The 20,346-nt window shown below is 62.6% G+C and carries 13 protein-coding genes and 3 pseudogenes; 6 read left to right on the top strand and 10 right to left on the bottom strand.

Features of this window, described 5'->3' with window-relative positions; all coding sequences use genetic code 11:
* Nucleotides 1-104 precede the first annotated feature (104 nt).
* Nucleotides 105-962 carry an alpha/beta fold hydrolase gene (locus B0B13_RS11580; protein ID WP_076797302.1) on the bottom strand — a complete coding sequence of 286 codons (858 nt, stop codon included), beginning with the start codon at nt 960-962 and terminating at the stop codon, nt 105-107.
* Between the two features lie 263 nt (nt 963-1,225).
* On the opposite strand from B0B13_RS11580, the gene B0B13_RS11575 reads away from it, so the two are divergent.
* The gene (locus tag B0B13_RS11575) at nt 1,226-2,185 is read left to right on the top strand and encodes an NAD(P)H-dependent flavin oxidoreductase (protein WP_076785959.1); all 960 of its coding nucleotides are present in this window, start codon (nt 1,226-1,228) and stop codon (nt 2,183-2,185) included.
* On the opposite strand, the gene B0B13_RS11570 is transcribed toward B0B13_RS11575, so the two are convergent.
* The 3 genes from B0B13_RS11570 to B0B13_RS11565 all read right to left on the bottom strand — a co-directional run bounded on the left by B0B13_RS11570 (nt 2,142) and on the right by B0B13_RS11565 (nt 4,140).
* Nucleotides 2,142-3,176 (bottom strand): LysR family transcriptional regulator, encoded by a 1,035-nt coding sequence (locus B0B13_RS11570; RefSeq protein WP_076796494.1) that lies wholly within the window; start codon nt 3,174-3,176, stop codon nt 2,142-2,144. The two genes, B0B13_RS11575 and B0B13_RS11570, sit on opposite strands and share 44 nt — an antisense overlap.
* 110 nt (nt 3,177-3,286) lie before the next feature.
* Nucleotides 3,287-3,439: a hypothetical protein gene (locus B0B13_RS18470; protein WP_170872429.1), complete on the bottom strand. Its 153-nt coding sequence runs from the start codon at nt 3,437-3,439 to the stop codon at nt 3,287-3,289.
* A gap of 71 nt (nt 3,440-3,510) precedes the next feature.
* Nucleotides 3,511-4,140, bottom strand: coding sequence for a hypothetical protein (locus B0B13_RS11565; RefSeq protein WP_212667364.1), 630 nt, complete (start codon nt 4,138-4,140; stop codon nt 3,511-3,513).
* 321 nt (nt 4,141-4,461) lie between these two features.
* Here B0B13_RS11565 and B0B13_RS11560 point away from each other — a divergent pair, with 321 nt between their 5' ends.
* Nucleotides 4,462-5,469: a bile acid:sodium symporter family protein gene (locus tag B0B13_RS11560; protein WP_076797301.1), complete on the top strand. Its 1,008-nt coding sequence runs from the start codon at nt 4,462-4,464 to the stop codon at nt 5,467-5,469.
* Here B0B13_RS11560 and B0B13_RS11555 read toward each other — a convergent pair.
* On the bottom strand, nt 5,466-7,220 hold the full coding sequence (locus B0B13_RS11555) for a peptidoglycan D,D-transpeptidase FtsI family protein (RefSeq protein ID WP_076785962.1): 1,755 nt from the start codon (nt 7,218-7,220) through the stop codon (nt 5,466-5,468). The two genes, B0B13_RS11560 and B0B13_RS11555, sit on opposite strands and share 4 nt — an antisense overlap.
* Before the next feature lie 629 nt (nt 7,221-7,849).
* On the opposite strand from B0B13_RS11555, the gene B0B13_RS11550 reads away from it, so the two are divergent.
* Nucleotides 7,850-11,482 carry an indolepyruvate ferredoxin oxidoreductase family protein gene (locus B0B13_RS11550; protein ID WP_076796488.1) on the top strand — a complete coding sequence of 1,211 codons (3,633 nt, stop codon included), beginning with the start codon at nt 7,850-7,852 and terminating at the stop codon, nt 11,480-11,482.
* Nucleotides 11,483-11,638: 156 nt separating this feature from the next.
* On the opposite strand, the pseudogene B0B13_RS20080 reads toward B0B13_RS11550, so the two are convergent.
* A pseudogene (locus B0B13_RS20080) lies at nt 11,639-11,788 on the bottom strand (EAL domain-containing protein); the annotation flags it as partial.
* A gap of 170 nt (nt 11,789-11,958) precedes the next feature.
* On the opposite strand from B0B13_RS20080, the gene B0B13_RS11545 reads away from it, so the two are divergent.
* On the top strand, nt 11,959-13,632 hold the full coding sequence (locus tag B0B13_RS11545; RefSeq protein WP_076796485.1) for a Na+/H+ antiporter: 1,674 nt from the start codon (nt 11,959-11,961) through the stop codon (nt 13,630-13,632).
* Between the two features lie 106 nt (nt 13,633-13,738).
* Nucleotides 13,739-15,046: a solute carrier family 23 protein gene (locus B0B13_RS11540; RefSeq protein WP_076796483.1), complete on the top strand. Its 1,308-nt coding sequence runs from the start codon at nt 13,739-13,741 to the stop codon at nt 15,044-15,046.
* Nucleotides 15,047-15,138: 92 nt separating this feature from the next.
* Here the strand turns inward: B0B13_RS11540 and hemN are convergent, their stop codons facing one another.
* Nucleotides 15,139-16,530 carry an oxygen-independent coproporphyrinogen III oxidase gene (gene hemN, locus B0B13_RS11535; protein WP_076796480.1) on the bottom strand — a complete coding sequence of 464 codons (1,392 nt, stop codon included), beginning with the start codon at nt 16,528-16,530 and terminating at the stop codon, nt 15,139-15,141.
* 285 nt (nt 16,531-16,815) lie between these two features.
* Between hemN and B0B13_RS11530 the strand changes: the two genes are divergently transcribed.
* Nucleotides 16,816-17,835 (top strand): sulfate ABC transporter substrate-binding protein, encoded by a 1,020-nt coding sequence (locus B0B13_RS11530; protein ID WP_076785967.1) that lies wholly within the window; start codon nt 16,816-16,818, stop codon nt 17,833-17,835.
* A gap of 87 nt (nt 17,836-17,922) precedes the next feature.
* Here the strand turns inward: B0B13_RS11530 and bioB are convergent, their stop codons facing one another.
* From bioB to B0B13_RS11515, 3 genes and pseudogenes are all read right to left on the bottom strand, one after another.
* The gene (gene bioB / locus B0B13_RS11525; RefSeq protein ID WP_370643237.1) at nt 17,923-18,996 is read right to left on the bottom strand and encodes a biotin synthase BioB; all 1,074 of its coding nucleotides are present in this window, start codon (nt 18,994-18,996) and stop codon (nt 17,923-17,925) included.
* A gap of 226 nt (nt 18,997-19,222) precedes the next feature.
* Nucleotides 19,223-19,366: pseudogene (locus tag B0B13_RS11520) on the bottom strand (adenosylmethionine--8-amino-7-oxononanoate transaminase); the annotation flags it as partial.
* A 44-nt stretch (nt 19,367-19,410) separates the two neighbouring features.
* Nucleotides 19,411-20,229 (bottom strand): annotated as a pseudogene (locus B0B13_RS11515) (dienelactone hydrolase family protein); the annotation flags it as partial.
* Nucleotides 20,230-20,346: the final 117 nt, after the last annotated feature.

The following is a 20,346-nucleotide window of genomic DNA, read 5'->3' as shown; positions in this document are numbered from 1 at the left end:
TTTTTTAGGATACCACTTCGTGAATGGAATGGCGTGTGGTGCAATGATTCATGTAGATGGAAAAATCAGTCGCTCTAGTCGTTCTATTATCGATTTCACGCTGTTTATCGGTAATCGAAAAAAGCATCGATTTCCTCCAATAGCGCTTGCGGCGCCTCCTCCGGAATATAGTGGCCGCACGGCAGCGTTCGGCCGCTGACGTCGCGGGCGACGCGGCGCCATTGCGCCAGAGGATCGAAGCACTGCGCGAGCACGCCAAGCTCGCCCCACAGCACGCGCAACGGGCAGGCAAGCTTGCTGCCCCGCTCGACGTCAACGCGCTCGTGCAGCAGGTCGATGCCGGCCGACGCACGATAGTCCTCGCACATCGCGTGCACGGCGCCGGGTTGCGCCAGCGCTTGACGATAGGCGTGCAGCGCGTGCGGCGCGAATGCCTCCCGACCGGCATGCTGCGATTCCATGAGCCGCTCAATATAGACGTGCGGTGCCGCGCCGATCAGCGTTTCGGGCAGCGGTTCCGGTTGGATCAGGAAAAACCAGTGAAAGTACTGCGTCGCGAAATGGCGGTTGGTTTGCTCGTACATCGCCAGCGTCGGCGCGATGTCCAGCAGCATCAGCCGCTCCACCGCGCCAGGGTGATCCAGCGCCATTCGATGTGCGACGCGCGCGCCCTGATCATGGGCGCAGATGAAGAAGCGTTCATGGCCAAGCTCGTGCATCAACTGCATGAGGTCGGCCGCCATTGTCCGCTTGGCATAAAGCACGTGTTGCGGATCGTCGGCAGCCGGCTTTGACGACGCACCGTATCCGCGCAGATCGGCGGCAATCACGGTGAACCGCTCCGCCAGTTGCGGCGCGACGCGATGCCAGATCATGTGCGTTTGAGGATGACCGTGCAGCAACAGCAGCGGCGGCCCGTCGCCTCCCAGGGCGGCGAAAATCTCGATGTCGGAGCGCCCCATCGCCGTGTCGACAACATGCACACTTACGTGGCGAAATCCAGCGATCGATTCGGTCGCACGCGTCATGGTCCCCTCGGGGCGGTCAGTGAAGGGCGTATTGTAGAAGCACGCTATTTCCTTTGTCCGTCTGAATCACGCAATTTTTATCGAAGCCGAACACTTCTTCAGTTAAAAGAACGGACGTGCATTAAAGTAAATTTCTGTTAGCCGCTACGTATAATAGAGCGGTCGTTCGATCGCCCCGGCTCCAGGAGACGTTCAGCATGGCCTTGCCCCCGTTACTGCAGTGTTTGTCGCTGCCGGTTGTATCGTCGCCGATGTTTATCGTTAGCTATCCGGAATTGGTGCTCGCGCAGTGCAAGGCGGGCATCGTCGGATCTTTTCCTGCGCTCAATGCGCGGCCGCCGGAATTGCTCGACGAATGGCTCACGCAAATCCAGCAGGCGCTGGCGCAGCACCGTGCCGAGCATCCGGACGCGGTGATCGGCCCGATCGCGGTCAATCAAATCGTGCATCAGTCTAATGCCCGTCTGGAGCGCGATGTGCGCGTGTGCATCGACCATCGGGTGCCAATCTTCATCACCAGTCTGCGCGCGCCGGTCAAGGAGATGATCGACGCGGTCCATTCATACGGCGGCATTGTGCTGCACGACGTGGTCAATCTGCGTCATGCGCAAAAAGCGCTGGAGGCGGGCGTCGACGGCTTGGTCCTGGTCGCGGCCGGTGCCGGCGGGCACGCGGGTACGCTGTCGCCGTTCGCGCTGGTCGGTGAAGTGCGTAAGCTATTCGATGGGCCGCTGGTCCTGTCCGGGGCGATCGCCAATGGCGCGTCCATTCTCGCCGCCCAGGCAATGGGTGCGGATTTGGCGTACATTGGCACGCGTTTCATTGCCACGCGCGAAGCGCATGCAGCGCACGCGTACAAGCAGGCCATCGTACAGGCCAGCGCGGCGGATATCATCTACACGAATTTGTTCACCGGCGTGCATGGCAACTACATGCGGCAGAGCATCGTGGCGGCCGGCCTAGATCCAGACAACTTGCCGATGTCCGATAAAAGTCAGATGAACTTTGGCGATGGCAGCAGCAAGGTTAAGGCATGGAAGGACATCTGGGGCGCCGGCCAAGGGGTTGGCCTGATGGACGATATTCCAAGCGTGGCCGAACTTGTCGCGCGGCTCAAAGACGAATACCAAGCCGCCCGCGTGAGGCTTGCGTTGTAGCGCGGCTCGTCGTGTTCCCGCCGGCTTGCTGGCAGGTGGCGGCACCGCGTGTGGCCAGCATCGTCACGTGTTCGCGGGTCGGCCAGTACGCGTCGCCAGCAAAGCGCTCGGCGATGAAGTCGACGAACGAGCGAACCTTTGCCGACAAGTGGCGCCGGCTGGGGTAAACTGCGAAGATCGGCAGCTCGCGCGGCCCTACGTGCTCGAGCAGCAGCGGCACCAGCGTGCCGTTTTCCAGGTCATCGCGTACGCAATCGGTGCCCAGATAGGCGATGCCGGCGCCGGCTATGGCTGCGGCACGTAGTGCCTCGATGTCGTCGGCCACGATATTGCCGCGGGTGACCACGCCGCCGCCGTTTTCGGCGTTGCCCAGCGGCCACTCGCGCGCGTGCGCGCCATTGGCGGCCAGACGCAGGCAGTTGTGTGCGCGCAGGTCCTCCGGCACCTGTGGCACGCCTTGCCGGCACAGGTAGTCAGGCGACGCGCAGATGACAAAATACGTGCGGGCAATCTGGCGGGCGATTAATGATGAAGTCCGCAGTTTGGACGAGCGTGAGCCGCGGATAGCCAGGTCGTAGCCTTCCTCCACCAGGTCGACGACGCGGTCGCTCATTGTGATGTCCACCTGCACGCTGGGGTGCTGGCGCGTGTACTCGACAATGGCTGGCATCAGGTACCGATTGCCGAACGTCGATAGCGCATTGATCCGCAGCGTGCCCTTTGGCACCACACTCGCGTCACTGACGGCTTGCTCGGCCTCCTCCAGCTCAGTGAGCGCCTGCACGCACCGCTCGTAATAGCCTCGCCCGGCTTCGGTGAGGCTGATACGGCGTGTGGTGCGGTTCAGCAACCGTGCGCCTAGGTGTGCCTCGAGGTGCATTACGTGTTTGCTGGCCATCGCAGGTGACAGGTGCATGCGCTCAGCTGCTGCCGCGAAGCTGCCGGCTTCGACGACATGGCGAAACACCTTCATGCTGACCAGCGTATCCATGATTGCGTGCGCTTACGCCGTGGCCGGCGCTTTATTCGTTCGTGCCAGGGAATAATGTTCGCTTTTAGGGCGGCAGGCAAGTGTGCGTTGCGTGCCGCGTTGACTCACGATCAGAACCGCCTGCATAGGCTTACGCCGAACGTGCCGACGGTCGACTGGTCAGTGAACTTGTCGTACCTGTACGCCGCATACAAGTCGGTGCGCTTGGACAGCAGATAGTCATCGCCGAGTGCCCCCGCGCCTGACACTCGCACGACGCTCAAGGGCGATGGCGATCTTGCTGAACGCGGTGTCACGCCGACCAATATTATATTTTACCGCTGCGGCAATGGCGTCAGTGTGCGTAGGGCCAGGCGTCGTGAGGGGGCGGAACATACGGCGGTGCGCGGCGTGCCGGCGGCACATGGCGATGCTCCGTATTGTACCGGGTGATGTCCGCCCGAAGTGAGCCGGCGCGCACCGCGCTGCGATCCATATCGGGCCGGGATGCCACACATATATCGACCGAAACCGGCACGATCGGGCTCAGTGGGCGCAATTGTGGTGTCGGCGCACCGATCCGCACGGTCATGTCGCGCTGCGCGGCGCCGGGTGCGACGAATGGCTGGACTAGCCTGCCGAGCTTGATCTTGCCATCTTGCCCGCGCGCTGCCGTAACCCACTGCGCTGCCGAACCGAACGTCCCGGCCTGCATGGACAGCGCACCGGCCAGCGCGCGTGGACCTTGCGGATCAACATGCGCGCTGCCGGCGTTGGCGGCGCCCACAGCCGGCAGGGCCCCGGAAGCGGTGTTGTGGAGACGGGCCGAGGTCCCGACGTTACCGTCCGCCGGACGCGCATCCTGCGGCGCGAAGCCGGGTAACCGCAGCGCCAAAATGAATGGCTGCATCTCCTCACGGCCCGGCGTGAGTGTCCCGGCAACTAGCCCGAGCGCGATCACCGCCCCGATTGCGACGGCAGACATGCTCAGTAACGAAAACGTACGGCCGCCACGCAGCAGCATGAAAGTCGATGATTGCAACGATTATCGAGCTAATCTATTCACGTGGCCTGTGCGTGTCGAGCCGAAAAATGTTAGGTGAGTTTCCGTGTTGTAACGGCATGTAACAGACGGGACAAGCGCCAAATCTATGAAGAATTTGCATAAAAAGGAGAGAAAAATGAATTTGTCTATTAGATAATTGGGCGCCGACAATAGGTACTTTTTCCACGTGGGCGCGCCCCTGGCCCGAGAGGGCCGCAGGCGATGCCCGACACGATGACGCCGCATGGCGCCGAGATGACCATGGCCCGATCCAAACTGCTACCCGACAACTTCACCCTCGCGTTGGTCACGACGGTGGCGATCGCGACTTTCTTGCCGTGTCGCGGCGGCGCGGCGCTGGCGTTCAACTGGCTCACGAATTGTGCCGTTGGTTTGCTGTTCTTCCTGCACGGCGCGAAGCTGTCGCGCGAGGCGGTCGTCGCTGGCGCGACCCATTGGCGGCTGCACCTGGTCGTGATGCTGTGCACGTTCGCCCTATTTCCGCTGCTTGGGCTGGCGCTCAGACCGCTGATCGCGCCGCTGTTGACGCCGGAACTGTATGCCGGCATGTTGTTCCTGTGTGCGTTGCCTTCGACAGTGCAGTCCTCGATCGCCTTCACGTCGATCGCCAAGGGCAACGTGCCGGCCGCGGTGTGCAGCGCGTCCGCTTCCAGCCTGCTCGGTATCTTCGCCACGCCGTTGATTGCCGGGATGATCCTGTCCAAGCAAGCCGCGGGCGGCGAGTCGTGGCACACCGTGTTCAATATCGTGCTGCAACTGCTGGTGCCGTTCGTTACAGGCCAACTGCTGCGGCCATGGATTGGCCGCTGGATTGCCCGTCATGCCGTGGTGCTGAAGCTGGTCGACCAGGGCTCGATCCTGCTCGTTGTCTATACCGCGTTCAGCGAGGCGGTCAATCAGGGGTTGTGGCACCAGATTCCGCTATCGGCGCTGTTCGCACTGCTGTTCTCATGCATGCTGTTGCTCGCGCTTGCGTTGCTGATCACCGGCTTTGCCGCCCGACGGCTTGGTTTTGATGAGGGAGACCGGATTACCATTATTTTCTGCGGTTCGAAAAAAAGCCTCGCAGCCGGTATTCCGATGGCCAAGGTAATTTTCGCTGGTCACGCGCTGGGCGCGATCGTGTTACCGCTGATGCTATTCCATCAGATCCAACTGATGACCTGCGCGGTGCTAGCGCAACGTTGGAGTGCGCGAGCGCCCCGCCGGCGCGACCTAATCGTTGGTGCGTCGTCGCGGCGCGGCTAAGCGCTGGCGTCGTTTGATGTGCCCGAGAGCAGCGGCGTGGCGTCCGGCGGCACGCCGAGCAATTGCAGCGACTCGCCGGTCACCGCGGCGAACACCGGTCCGGCGACCGAGCCGCCATAGAATGAACGGCCTGCCGGTTCATCGATCATCACCGCGACGATGACACGCGGATCGCTCATCGGCGCCATGCCGACAAATAGTGCGCGATACTTGTCCTTTGCATAGCTGGTGCCGGCGAGCTTGCGCACGGTGCCCGTTTTGCCGCCGGCGCGGTAGCTATCGATCATCGCGGCGCGCGCGGTGCCGCCGGGGCCGACCGCCATCTCCAGCATCGCGCGGATCGATGCCGCCGTGTCCGGTGTCGTCACGGCGCGATGGCCGCCGGTGGCCGTGTCCGGTTCGTCCCTGATCACCAGCTTGGCCGGCTTTATCACGCCGTCGCCGGCAAACGCGGTGTAGGCTTGGGCAACCTGCATCAGCGACATCGACAGTCCATACCCGTACGCATGCGTGGCTTGGTCGATCGGAACCCAGTGTTTGTACGGACGCAGCTTGCCCGGAGCGGCGCCGGGAAACGTGATGGCAGGCGGGTGGCCAAAGCCGTATTCTTGGTATTTGGACCAGATCGTCTCGGCCGGCAGCGACAGCGCCAGTTTTGCCATGGCGACGTTACTGGACTTTTGGATCGCCTGCGCGACGGTGATCATGCCGTAGTTCGACGTGTCGTGGATGACGTTGCGCCCGATCCGATAGGTGCCGGGGGACGTATCGATCAGCGTATCGGGGCGTACCTTGCCCGCATCCAGTGCCAGCGCAACGATCATCGGCTTGATCGTCGAGCCCGGCTCGAACGTGTCGGTCAGGGCGCGGTTGCGGACCTGGCCCGACACCCGGGCCGCCCGATCGTTTGGATCGAAGGTCGGCCAGTTTGCCATCGCCAGGATCTCGCCGCCGCGCGCATCGAGCACCACGACGCTGCCCGCCTTGGCTTGGTGTTGCTTGATCGCGGCTTCGAGCTGCGCATAGGCCAGCTGTTGGATACGGCGGTCGATCGTCAGCCGGATCGTGTCGCCATGCCGGGCCGGCGTGACGGGGCGCGCATCGTACAGGAACCGCCCGAGCCGGTCGCGGACCACCTCGCGTTGGCCAGCATTGCCTTTGAGCGCGTCGTTCAACGCTAGTTCGACGCCTTCCAAGCCGTTGTTCTCCAGGTCGGTGAAGCCCACGATTTGCGCGACCGATTCGCCTTCCGGATAGACGCGCTTCTCGCTGGCCACGCGCGTGATGCCCGCGCCGCCGAGCGTCTCGATGCGGGTTGCGGTTTCCTCGTCGATCTGGCGCTTGAGCAGCACGAAGCCACGATGCGGCGCGAGCCGGCGCTCGAGTTCGGCCACCGGCATGTCCAGCAGCTTGGCTAGTGGTGCCACTGTGTGCGGCTTGACCAGCCCGGGTGTGGCCCAGATCTCGTAGGTCGCTACGCTAACGGCAAGCAATGCGCCATGTCGGTCGACGATGCGCCCGCGCGTCGCATCCAGCGGCAACGTGAGCTGATAGCGCTTTTGGCCTTGGGCAGTATAGAAATCCCGGTCGATGACTTGTACCCACAACGCGCGCGCGGCCAACGCAGCGAAGCCAACGATCATCAACGCCAGGACCAGCCTGGAGCGCCAGCGTGGCATACGGACCGCGAGCAGGGGGCTTTTTAACGGTGCATAAGGATCACGCAACAACCTTTTATTCCAAAGCGACATGGCGGGTACGGCGTTCCGAAGCGGCGGTTGACGTGTATTTTGCTTTCAATCTCCTTTCGATGGCAAGCGTGCGTCGTCCAGAATTTACGTGTCGTCCGATATCTCTAAGCGACGATCGGATATGTGCATACTGACCAAGAATTCGTACATGCTTGATATCCGTACACGCCTGATGACTGCCCTCCACGAGCGCGAACGGTCTACAGTGCACCGAGATGGACCATGGCCGATAGCATCTACACGAAGGGCATTGATACGGCGAGCATCGCTCGCGCCTCGCATTCTCGGCGAACGGCAACCCTGATGTACGATGACGATGGCCGTCGGATTGACTCGCGTCTGTCATGGGGCTTAGCTGGCGTGCGCGAGGCGCCCGCACGTCGGTGCTGGCGGCACTATTGCCTCTTTGGCCTGTTGGGCGCAGAGCAGGCGAATTCGCTCGTAACTTGGTGTTTCGTGGCAAATTTACCGCACAAGCGCTGTGTGTGCACCGATCTTCGTAAAAATCTTCCCGCGTTTCTGCGGAAGAATAGTGTATTGCCAAGCGCCTCGCGTCCCCCTTGGGTGGCGCATCTCCCGGTATCCGCCGCGAGGCCTCTCCGGTACCCCAAAATACACAGGAGACAAATATGGGCGTCGACCGCCTCCCGTTCGGATCGCAGGATCCGCTACTGTTTGCCTACCAGCTGTCAGATAATCTGCGCGCCACCCGTGGCCGCATCTTTCTCACCGGGACGCAGGCGCTGGTGCGGCTCGCGTTGATGCAAAGCGCGCTAGACAAGGCGCGGGGGCTCAATACGGCAGGGTTCATCAGCGGCTATCGCGGCTCGCCGTTGGGCATGGTGGATCAGCAATTGTGGAAGGCTAAGCCCCATCTCGATGCGGGTGGCATCCGCTTCCTGCCGGCCGTCAACGAGGAACTCGGTGGCACCGCGGTACTCGGCACGCAGCGCGTGGAGGCCGACCCGCAGCGCACCGTCGACGGTGTGTTCGCGATATGGTATGGTAAGGGCCCGGGTGTGGATCGCGCCGGCGACGCGCTCAAGCACGGCAATGCGTATGGCTCGTCGCCGCACGGCGGCGTGCTGGTGGTGGCCGGCGACGATCATGGCTGCGTGTCCTCGTCAATGCCGCACCAGAGCGACTTTACTATGATCGCGTGGCAGATGCCGATCGTCAATCCGGCGAATGTCGCCGACATGCTCGAGTTCGGCTTGTACGGCTGGGCGCTGTCGCGGTTTTCGGGAAACTGGGTCGGCTTCAAGGCGATTTCTGAGACGGTCGAATCGGGCTCGACCGTGGACCTGGACGCGTTGCGAACCGAATGGTCCGCGCCGGCCGACTGTGTCAGCCCGCCGCACGGGCTACACAACCGCTGGCCCGATTTGCCGAGTCTGGCCATCGAGGCGCGCATGGCGGCTAAGCTTGACGCGGTCAGACATTTTGCGCGTGTCAACAGCATCGACAAGTGGGTGGCGCGCAGTACGCATGCGAACGTGGGCATCGTCACGTGCGGCAAGGCACACTTGGACCTGATGGAAGCTTTGCGGCGGCTCGGGCTCACGGTGCAGGATCTGGACGCCGCTGGTGTTCGCATTTACAAAGTCGGCCTGTCGTTCCCGCTCGAGATGACCCGCATTGACGCCTTCGTCAACGGGCTGTCAGAAGTACTCGTGATCGAGGAGAAAGGACCGGTCGTCGAGCAGCAGATCAAGGATAACTTGTTCAACCGCCGCGCCGATGCGCGGCCCGTGGTAATCGGTAAGCACGATGTGCAGGGGCGGCCATTGCTGTCGGCGCTCGGCGAGCTGCGTCCGTCGCGTGTGCTACCGGTATTCGCCGATTGGTTGGCACGCCACAAGCCGGCGTTGGACCGCCGCGAGCGGGTGGTCGAACTGGTCGCACCGCAGATCCTGTCGAACGCGGCCGATGTGGTGCGCCGGGTGCCGTATTTTTGTTCCGGCTGTCCACATAATACGTCGACCCGCGTGCCGGAGGGGTCGATCGCGCAGGCGGGCATTGGCTGCCACTTCATGGCCTCGTGGATGGAGCGGGATACGACCGGGCTGACCCAGATGGGCGGCGAGGGGGTGGATTGGGCCTCGCACTCGATGTTCACGAAGACGCCGCACGTATTCCAGAATCTGGGCGATGGCACGTATTTCCATTCCGGCTTGCTGGCGATTCGCCAGGCGGTGGCGGCGCGTACGAATATCACGTACAAAATCCTGTACAACGATGCAGTCGCGATGACCGGCGGGCAACCCGTGGACGGCAGTATCTCCGTGCCGCAGATCGCGCGGCAGGTCGAGGCCGAGGGCATTGCAGCGCTCGTCGTGGTCAGCGATGAGCCGCAGAAATACCAGGGGCACGAGGGGCTGTTTCCGCGCGGCACCACGTTTCAACCCCGCGCGCAACTCGATGAGGTGCAGCGTCGCCTGCGCGACACGCCCGGTGTTACCGTATTGATCTACGACCAGACCTGTGCCGCCGAGAAGCGGCGTCGCCGTAAGAAGGGCGAGCTCCCTGATCCGGATCGGCGCCTGTTCATCAACGAGGCGGTATGCGAGGGATGTGGCGATTGCGGCGTGCAGTCCAATTGCCTGTCCGTCGAGCCGCTGGAGACACCGTTGGGACGCAAGCGCCGTATCGAGCAATCATCGTGCAACAAGGACTACTCGTGTGTAAACGGCTTCTGCCCGAGCTTTGTGACCGTGCGGGGCGCGAAGCTGAAGCAGCCGGCCGGCACTGCATTTGACGTCAATGCATTATCCGCGGTGGCGGCGCGGCTGCCACGGCCGGCAACTCCATTGGGCGATGCACCGTACGATATTCTGGTGGCCGGCGTGGGCGGCACGGGTGTAGTCACCGCGGGTGCGCTGATCTCGATGGCTGCCCACCTGGATCGCAAGAGTGCATCAGTGCTCGATTTTATGGGATTCGCGCAAAAAGGTGGCGCGGTGCTGTCGTTCGTGCGGTTTGCCGCGACCGACGCGCTGCTGAACCAGGCGCGTATCGATACACAGCAGGCCGACTTGCTGCTGGCCTGCGACATGGTCGTGGGCGCGGGCGCCGACGCACTGCAAACGGTCCGGCATGGCCGTACCCGCATCATCGTCAATACCCATCCCATTCCGACCGCTTCGTTTGTCGGCAATCCTGATGCAGACCTTCACGCGCCAGCGTTGCTCGATAAGATGCGCTACGCAGCAGGTGACGAGCGACTCGAGACCTGCGATGCGCAGGCGCTCGCGCAACGGTTTCTCGGCGACAGGATCGGTTCCAACATTCTGATGCTCGGCTATGCGTGGCAGCGTGGCCTCGTGCCGGTATCACTCGATGCGATGCTGCGCGCGATCGAGTTGAACAACGTCGCGGTCAGCGCGAACAAGGTGGCATTCTCGCTCGGTCGGGTCGCCGCCGCGGATGCGGCGGCGCTCGACGGGCTGCTTCATACGCCGCGTGCCGAGGCCCCGACGCTGCCGTTCTCGGTGACGCCCGATGTCGCCACCGACGTGGACGCAGTGATTGCCGATCGCCAGGCTCGGCTGCTCGCCTATGGCGGGGCGCGGTACGTTGCGCGCTTTTGCGCGTTGCTCGACAAGGTACGTGAGGCGGAGCGGCGCCTGGCGCCCGGTGGCGCGGCAGCCGGGCACCGCAGTGAACCGTTGACGCGTGCAGTGGCGACGACCTTCTTCAAGCTGCTGGCTGTCAAAGACGAATACGAGGTCGCGCGCCTTTATAGCGACGGTACATTCCGGCAGGCGCTGCAGGCGCAATTTGACGGTGTGGCGGGACGCGATTTCCGTATCGAGTTCAACATGGCGCCCCCGGCACTCACGCACGCAGCTCTCGGGCAGCGGCCGAAGAAGGTGCGGCTGGGCCAATGGATGTGGCCTGCACTCGGTGTACTGGCCCGGCTCAAGGGATTGCGTGGCACGCCGCTGGATCCGTTCGGCAGAACGCTGGAAAGGCGCATGGAGCGGCAACTCGCGTTGGACTATGAGTCCAGCATCGATGCGCTGCTTGGCGTGCTTTCACCCGATACGTTGTCCGACGCGGTGCGGCTGGCTGAAGTCATGCAGCAAGTGCGTGGCTATGGACCGGTCAAGCTCGCCAGCGTGGTCGCAGCCAAGGCCCGCGAGCGCGCGCTCGCGCGGCGGCTTGGCATCGAGCCGGCGACCGGCGACGCGGTGCGGACCGCGCTCGAGCAGGCGCCCGCGACCGGCGCGTTGCGCGGTATACCGGTGGTGGCGCGCTGATTTGTCAGCCGCGAGCGCGGTGGCTGGCCTAGTGGCGCGTCGGCCTGCTGGTCGGTTGGCCGGCGATGCCGCCCGTTGCGTCAGATCATGGCGACTGCGATGGTGCCGCTTGGCCGTTCGTCGGCCGGATCCGGCCGCCAATCTACGTCGGTGCACAGCATGCACGGTCGCTCGCCGACCCACGTAGCGATCGGCAGCGGCCGTCTCATCGAGCAGGTAGCATCGCGACGCGTGCTCCAGCGACAGGAAGTTCCAGCATACCGCGGACAATGGCTCGCCGGCCGCAAACCGCTGTGCCGCACGCTTCATCGGATGAGAAAGCCAGCTCTGTACTCGTTCTGTGATGCTTGCTGGCCGCGATGGACACCGCAACGGCGCGCCGCGCCCGGTTTCGCGCGTACCAGTATGGTGCGCGTACTTCATCGGGGGAATCCGTCACGCGGAACTGTGTATCTTCGTTTCACCTCATTGTGCACATGCAAATCGTTTTTAATATTCTCATTCTGCTGTTGGCCGTCGCGGCGTCGGGGCTGATCGACCGGCTGGTACACGTCCCGCTGCCGATGCCGCTGATTCAGATCCTCGTCGGCGCCGCGCTTGCCTTCGCGCCGCTGGACCTGGCGACGCAGCTGCGGCTGGACCCGGAGATCTTTATGCTGCTGGTCATTCCGCCGCTGCTTTTTGCCGACGGATGGCGGATCCCGAAGCGCGAATTCTTCATGCAACGCCGCGCGATCCTCATGTTGGCGCTGTTTCTGGTGCTTTTCACCGTCGCCGGTCTGGGCTACTTCATCCATTGGATGATCCCGCAGATGCCGCTGCCGGTCGCCTTTGCGCTGGCTGCTGTACTGTCGCCGACCGATGCAGTCGCGCTCAGCGGCATCGCCGGCCCTGGGCGCATTCCACCCCACCTGATGCACATTCTCGAAGGCGAGGCGTTGATGAACGACGCGTCAGGGTTGGTCGCGTTTAAGTTCGCGGTCGCCGCGGCGGTCACGGGCGTGTTTTCGCTGCGTGACGCCACGATCGGTTTTGTGCTGATCGCCGCCGGCGGGCTGCTGGTCGGCGCGGCCATCGCATGGGCGGTCAGCTTCGTGTCCAGCCGCCTGTCGCAGCTGCCCGGCGACGGTGACCCGGCGGCCGGCGCACTGGTCACGTTGCTGATACCGTTTGCTGCGTACCTGTTCGCCGAACATCTGGGATTGTCCGGCATCCTGTCTGCGGTGTCGGCTGGGATGGCAATGAACTATGCGCCGATCGCGCACGTGGGTCCGCTGGATATACGGGTGCGTACGCAGAGTGCATGGTCGCTGATCGAATTCGTTTTCAACGGCGTCGCGTTCACGCTGCTCGGCATGCAGTTCCCGCACCTGATCGCGCCGGTGCTGATCGACGCGCATCATAGTGGCGCGACAGACTTCTGGACGTTGCTCAGCCAGCTCGCTGCAGTGATTATCGTGCTGTATGCGTTGCGCTTCGTCTGGGTCTGGTTGCTGCGCTGGTTCGCCAGCCGCCGCGCGTCTCGGCAAGGTGTCAAGGGCGCGGTGCCGGGCTTGCGGATCGTCGTGCTGACGACCGTGGCCGGCGTGCGTGGTGCGATCACGCTGGCCGGCGTGCTGTCACTGCCGATCGCGCTGCCGGATGGCACGCCGCTGCCCGCTCGGGAGCTAGCGGTGTTCATTGCGTCGAGCGTGATATTAGCGTCGCTCGCCATTGGCCTAATCGGACTGCCACTGCTCACGAGCGGTGTGCGGCGCGGCGTTGATCCGCACGCGCAAGAAGAGCGCGACGCGCGCGTGGCGGCCGCCGACGCAGCGATCCGCGCAATCGATGGCGAGCTGACGTCACTGAGCGCCGGCGAGGACACCGCACGCGCAGCGGCTGCTGGCGACGTGGCGGCGCGCCTGTGCGACGCATACCGGCATCGCAAGGCCAGGTTGGGCGAGGAGCAAGCGCAACGGCAGCAGGCGCGACTCACCGAGAGCGTCGAGGTGCAGATGCGTTTTGCCGCGATGCGCGCGGAGCGCATGGCGCTGGTGCGGTTGCGCGGGGCCAATCGGATCAACGACGTGACGCTGAATAAGCTGATTCGCGAGATCGACCTGTCCGAGACGGCGCTATCCACGCGCGCCGGTAAGCGACGGTTATGATGGCGGGCGCGTACAACGATGAGCGAACAACGACAACCAAGCAACGACAACCAAGCAACGACAGCCAACAACGACAGCCAACAACGACAATCGAAGGATAGCCTTTATGTTTGATTCCTACTTTCCATGCTGGCGTAGGGTCAGCGGCGTAACCGGGCGCTCCAGCGCGCCGCCCGGCGTCATTGCACCCGACGAGCGGCTGCCGGCCGCACAGACGCTGGCGATGGGCGTGCAGCATGTGGTCGCGATGTTCGGCTCGACCATACTCGCGCCGTTGTTGATGGGATTCGATCCGAACCTGTGCGTCCTGATGTCGGGTATCGGCACGCTGCTGTTTTTTGTGTTGGTCGGCGGCCGCGTGCCGAGTTACCTCGGATCGAGTTTTGCGTTCATTGGACTGGTGATCGCCGCCACGGGCTACACTGGGCAGGGTCCGAATCTGAACGTGCCGGTCGCGTTGGGCGGCATCGTCGCGTGCGGCGTTGTCTATACGGCGATCGGGTTGTGGGTGACCGTGGTCGGCACGAGCTGGATCGAGAAGCTGATGCCGCCGGTGGTCACCGGCGCGGTGGTGGCCGTGATCGGCCTGAACCTTGCGCCGATCGCAGTTAAGGGCGTCACGGCGACGACATTCGATGCGGCGATGGCGTTGCTGACCGTGGTCACCGTCGGCATAATCGCCGTGTTCACGCGCGGCATCGTGCAACGGCTGTTGATTCTCGTCGGACTGGCGCTTGCCTATGCGATGTATGCGCTCGTCACCAACGGGCTTGGGCTGGGCGAGCCGATCGACTTTTCGGTCGTTGCTCGCGCCGCCTGGTTCGGGATGCCGCGATTCGCGACGCCGGTATTCCAAATGCCGGCGATGTCGCTGCTGGCGCCGGTCGCGGTGATCCTGGTCGCGGAGAACCTTGGTCACATCAAGGCAGTCGGCGCAATGACCGGCCAGAGCCTGGACCAATATATTGGCCGTGCGTTCGTCGGCGACGGTTTGGCCACCATCGTGTCGGGCCTCGCTGGCGGTACTGGCGTGACGACATACGCGGAGAATATCGGCGTGATGGCCGCCACAAAGATCTACTCGACGCTCGTATTTGTGGTGGCCGCGCTGATCGCGGTCGTGCTCGGTTTCTCGCCGAAGTTCGGTGCGCTCATCGCGACGATCCCAGGCCCCGTCCTCGGCGGCGTATCGATCGTCGTATTCGGGCTGATCGCGGTGACCGGCGCGCGCATTTGGGTCGAGAACCGCGTCGATTTCACCGAAAACCGTAATCTGATCGTGGCCGCAGTCACGCTGGTGCTGGGCGCGGGCGACTTTACGGTGCACCTGGGCAACTTCGCGCTCGGCGGCATTGGCACCGCAACGTTCGGCGCTATCTTGCTGTACGCGCTGTTGCGCCGGCACGGGCGCTAGCACGCCTGCCCTCGTTAGTACCCGCGCTTGCGTTGTACGAGGCCAGCGACCGGCTCGTCGCGCTCGAGCACCGCACCGCGACCGGCGGCCATTCAGACCGTCTTCGAGTACTGCACCGCGACGCTGGAGGTATCCACATAGCGGTCGAACGTCATGCAGATATTGCGAATCAGCAGCCGGCCGCGCATCGGTACGACGATGCCCTCATTGTCTACCGACACCAGCCCGTCGGCTTGCAGTGCACGCAGGCGCTCCAGCTCCTGCTCGAAATACGACGAGAAGCGTATGCCGTACGTCGCCTCGACCTGCGCGAAGCGCAAGGAGAATGCACACATCAATTGCCCTATCACGTCTCGTCGCAGCTGGTCATCGGCGTTCAGCCGCCAGCCACGAGAAAGCGGCAGCTCGCCGCGGCGCACCCGAGCCTCGTAGCGCTCGACGTCCTTTTCGTTTTGCGCGTAGACATCGTCGATGCGGCCAATCGAGGACGCACCGATGCCCAATACGTCGCAGTCAGCGTGGGTGCTGTAGCCTTGAAAGTTGCGGTGCAGCGTGCCGTTGCGTTGCGCGATCGCCAGCTCGTCGTCCGGCCGGGCAAAATGATCCATCCCGATATAGACGTAGCCGGCGTCGCTGAGCCGTTCGATGACTAACTGCAGGATCGCCAGCCGCTGCGCGGGCGATGGCAGCGCGTTCGAATCGATCTGGCGCTGCATCTTGAACAGATGCGGCAGGTGGGAGTAAGCGAACACTGACAGCCGGTCCGGTGCAAGTTCGATGATGGTGTCGAGCGTGCGCGCATAGCTCGATACCGTCTGGTGCGGCAACCCATAGATCAAATCGACGCTGATCGACTTGTAGCCACTCTCGCGTGCCTGGCGGATCGCGCCGGCTGTCATCTCGTGTGGCTGGAGCCGGTTGACCGCTTGCTGCACGAGCGGATCGAAATCTTGTACGCCCAGGCTCAGACGGTTGAAGCCCATCTCGCGCAGCACTGCGATTGTCGAATCGTCAATCGCGCGAGGATCGATCTCGATTGAATACTCGACGTCGTTCCAATCCGGCGTGAGTGTGAAATGCTCGCCGATCCAGTTCATCAACTGCATGATTTGAAGCCGGCACAGGAACGTTGGCGTGCCGCCCCCCCAATGCAGTTGGCGTATCCGCCGGCCTTGTCCGAACAGCGTCGATTGCAGCGCAAGCTCCCGGCTCAGCGTTTCGACGTAGCGGTCGGCGCGGCTGCGGTTTTTCGTGACGACTTTGTTGCAGCCACAGTAAAAGCAAACGGTGTCGCAAAATGGAAGATGCACATACAGGGATAAGTCCCCGCCACGCGCATTGGACCGTTGGATGGCGCCTTGGTATGTCTCGACGTTCAGCGATGAATTGAACAACGCCGCGCTCGGATAGGACGTGTAGCGGGGGCCGTCGAGCGCGTAGCGACTGATCAACTCAGCATCGAACAGGTCGCGGGTGGTCGTCATGCGGGTGATGTCCTTGTGCGGTGCGCGGTGGCTTGCTCGGCTCTGGAGCCGAGCAGCGGCAACAAACTTTAGTCCACATACGAGTATGCCAGTGCCAGCGGTTCGGCCCATTGACAGAAATCAAAGCAGGTCTATCTTGGCATGGCGAGCGCCTATTCTGTGCCGACGGCATGCGCTACCGGAACGAAATTTTCTTTCCAGAGCAGGCGCAACAAGCGCCATGGTCTTCGGCTGCCCTACTTTTGGGCGCTGGTTACAATGCGATTTTTAGACCGGGGAAAGGGGATGGCGATTCACCGTGCAAAATGGCTCGTGTTGGCGGTGTGCCTGATATTAGCGCTAGCAGCGACGGAGGGCGCGCGTGCCAACGAGTCGCTGCTGAATGTGTCATATGACGTTACGCGCGAACTCTATGAGGATATCAACGCCAGCTTCGTCGCCAGCTATACGAAGAGCACAGGCGAATCCATATCAATCAGGCAGTCGCACGGTGCATCAACTTCCCAGGCGTTGTCCGTGCTATACGGGCGGCAGGCCGATATCGTAACGATGAACCATCCAACGGATATCGATCTGCTCGTTCAGCGTGGGAAACTTTTGCCTGAAAACTGGCGTACGCGGCTGCCGAATTCGAGCAGCCCTTATTCGACTACGGTGGTGTTCGTTGTGCGTAAGGGTAATCCGAAAAAGATTAGGGACTGGGATGACCTCGCGCGGCCGGGTATTCAGGTCATTATGGTCCACCCCAAAACATCGGGTAACGGCCGTTATACCTATTTGGCTGCATGGGGCTACAAACTGCAGCGGGGAGGGGATGACGCTCAGGCGAAGAAATTTGTGAAAGCGATTATGGCTGATACGCCGACGTTTGATACCGGGGGGCGAGGCGCAACGATGACGTTCACGCAGCATGGTATCGGCGACGTACTCGTGACGTTCGAGAATGAAGTGGCTTCTATCATAGGTGGCGAAGGGGGAGAGAACTATGAAGCGATATATCCGTCGATAAGCTTGCTTGTTGAGCCGCCGGTTGCCCTGGTGGACAAGGTCGTCGACGAGCGCAACACGCGTGAGCAAGCCCAGGCGTATCTCAATTACCTATGGTCGCCTAAGGCGCAGCAAATCATCGCAAATCACCATTTTCGACCACGCGACGCGACGATATTGGCGATGCATTCAGCGAAGTTTCCAGCAATTAAGACGTTTACTGTCGAACAGGTATTTGGTGGTTGGGCTAAAGCGGAGCAAACGCATTTTATCGACGGCGGAACGCTTGACGAAATAGTTCCGCAAAAGCGTCGATAGCGGCCTGAGATACACGGCGTGCATGAAGTGCCGCGCGCCGTTCAAGCGGGGGGCGGCTGCCTCCTGCGGCTATAGCCAGTACGAGCGTTACGCGATGTGCAGTCCCAGCCGGGCGAACAGCGCGCAGTCCTTGGCCAGCTGCGGGTGCCCCGGTTCCAGCAAGGGGTCTGCGTAGAGTACGGCGTTGGCGCCGGCAAAAAAGCATAGCGCCTGCAGCGCATCGTCCATGTGCTCGCGTCCGGCCGACAGGCGGATCACTGCCGTGGGCATTGTGATGCGCGCGACGGCAATCGTGCGGACGAACTCGAACGGGTCGAGCGCCGTGGCATCGGCTTGCGGCGTGCTCTTCACGCGCATCAGAGCGTTGATTGGCACCGATTCTGGGTAGGGCGTCATGTTCGCCAGTTGTGCAATCAACCCGGCCCGGTCGCGGCGCGACTCGCCCAGCCCGACGATGCCGCCGCAACACACCGCGATGCCCGCATTGCGCACTCGCTCGAGCGTGTCCAGGCGGTCCTGATAAGTGCGGGTCGAAATGATTTGCCCATAGAACTCGGGCGAGGTGTCGAGATTGTGGTTGTAGTAGTCCAGTCCCGCATCGCGCAGTGCCTTGGCCTGCTCGTCGTTGAGCATGCCCAGCGTGGCGCAGGTCTGGAGCCCGAGCGCCTTAACGCCGCGGATCATCTCCAGGATCTTGTCCCAATGCCGCGCCTTGGGATTGCGCCATGCGGCGCTTAGGCAGAACCGGCTCGCGCCGCTTTCCTTGGCCGCGCGGGCTGCACTGAGCACGTCGTGCAGCGACATGAGCGGCGCCGCCTTCAGTCCCATGCCAAGGTGAGCGGATGAAGGGCAGCGGGCGCAGTCTTCCTCGCACCCGGCGTTTCTGATCGACAGCAGCGCTGACAGCTCGATGGCGTTTGGAGCGCAGTGGTCGCGATGTGTTTGCTGCGCACGCAACAGCAGATCGCCCAGAGGCAATTCGTACAAGGCAGCGATGTCGCAGGTGCTCCAGCGCATGGTGTGCTGGTTACGCGTGACATCGGTGGTACTGCTGCGTTCGGCCCTCGCTGTACTGATGTCGGCCAGCGCGCATGTATCTGAACCGCCCCGAGCAATGGACGCTGGCAGGCCAGTGTGGGCCGTGCTTTGGGTCATAGTCATCGGTCTATCCCCGTTTCTGTCGAATCCGCTTGAATGTGCGCGGATTGATGCACATCGGCCAGTTTCCCACGGGGGTACGTCCTAGGCAGCGCCGATTGTCGGATTCCGTAAGCAGATTTACCAACGGGGTATGGTTTGCCGCCAAGGCCCGGACTAGCGCGCGTCAGTGCCCAAGTCGCTCGAGCAGTGCGTCGATATCGATGTACGTTGCCGTTTCCTCAGTGCACTTGCCGTCGCGATCGTAGAGCCATGCCCCGGCGCCGCGCGCAACGGCGATCAATGGCAACTGCTCATGGTGCTTCATCTGCGTGCACGGATGCCACACTGCGCGCAGACTACGGGAAATCAGATCAGACGAATTGTTCTTCAAAGTCTACAGTCATACGAATTACCCGGCGCCAGTCAACGGCCCGCCCAGACGACGGCGTTGTCCACTGCGTACAGCTGGCACGGATCGCGGCTGTGTTTCTGGCAATTGTCCAGCGCGACCGATACGGGATCGTCGCCCCCTTCGGCCCATGACCACGCACCACTGTCGGACAGCGCAAACGCGCGGCTCGGGTATTGTTTCAGGAATGTCTCATAGCCTTTGCGGCCGCTGTCATTTATGTAGGAGACTGCATCAATCGCGTCGATCGACGCATAGCCGGTCGGCTGCACAGCAGGCGTATCTTCGACGCGATAGCGCACGGCGGTGGGCATGCCAATCTGCGTGAGGAACTGCTGGGTTGGCGGCCACCAGAGCGCAATCCCGTCGCGATCCCCGACGATCCGGTGTGCATTGTCCTTGTAGAAGCCGAAATCCACAAGTTCTGCATGTGCACCGCCGGTTACGTAAGCACTGTACATCTGCGCCACCAGCTGTGGTGACCAGAACGAGTCGTTTTCGCCGTAGAACCACAGCGACGGCAGTCGCACTTTACCGCCATAAGTGGCGAACGCGTGCGTCAGGTTGTGCTGCCAGCTGCTGCATGCGTCCTGACGCAGTCCGCCGGCAAAGTTCAGCAGGCCGCGTACGCCGCGCTGCGGCCGCTGCCCATACGCGATCGTCGTCAGCCCACCGTGCGAAGCGCCGGCTACGACGATATGCTGCGCGTCGATATACGGCTGCGTTGACATGTAGGCGATCGTGGCCGTTACATCTTGCGCCTGGGCCAAGCCATTGTCGGCGACATCGCAACCGTGCTCGACATAGGCGCCGCCCGACTGCGCGAAACCCTGCCAATTCGGCGCTTCGCCTGCCCCTGCTCATATCGGATGCACCGGCGTCGCACAATCGCGGCAGGCGGCACGCGGGTCGGTGACGGGATATGAGGTAGGGTCGGCCTCATCGGCAAGGCTTCAAGCTTA

The sequence above is a fragment of the Burkholderia sp. b14 genome (assembly GCF_900156195.1).
Lineage (GTDB): Bacteria > Pseudomonadota > Gammaproteobacteria > Burkholderiales > Burkholderiaceae > Mycetohabitans.
The sequence above is the reverse complement of the archived record's forward strand: the minus strand, read 5'-3'. Positions and strand labels throughout refer to the sequence as shown.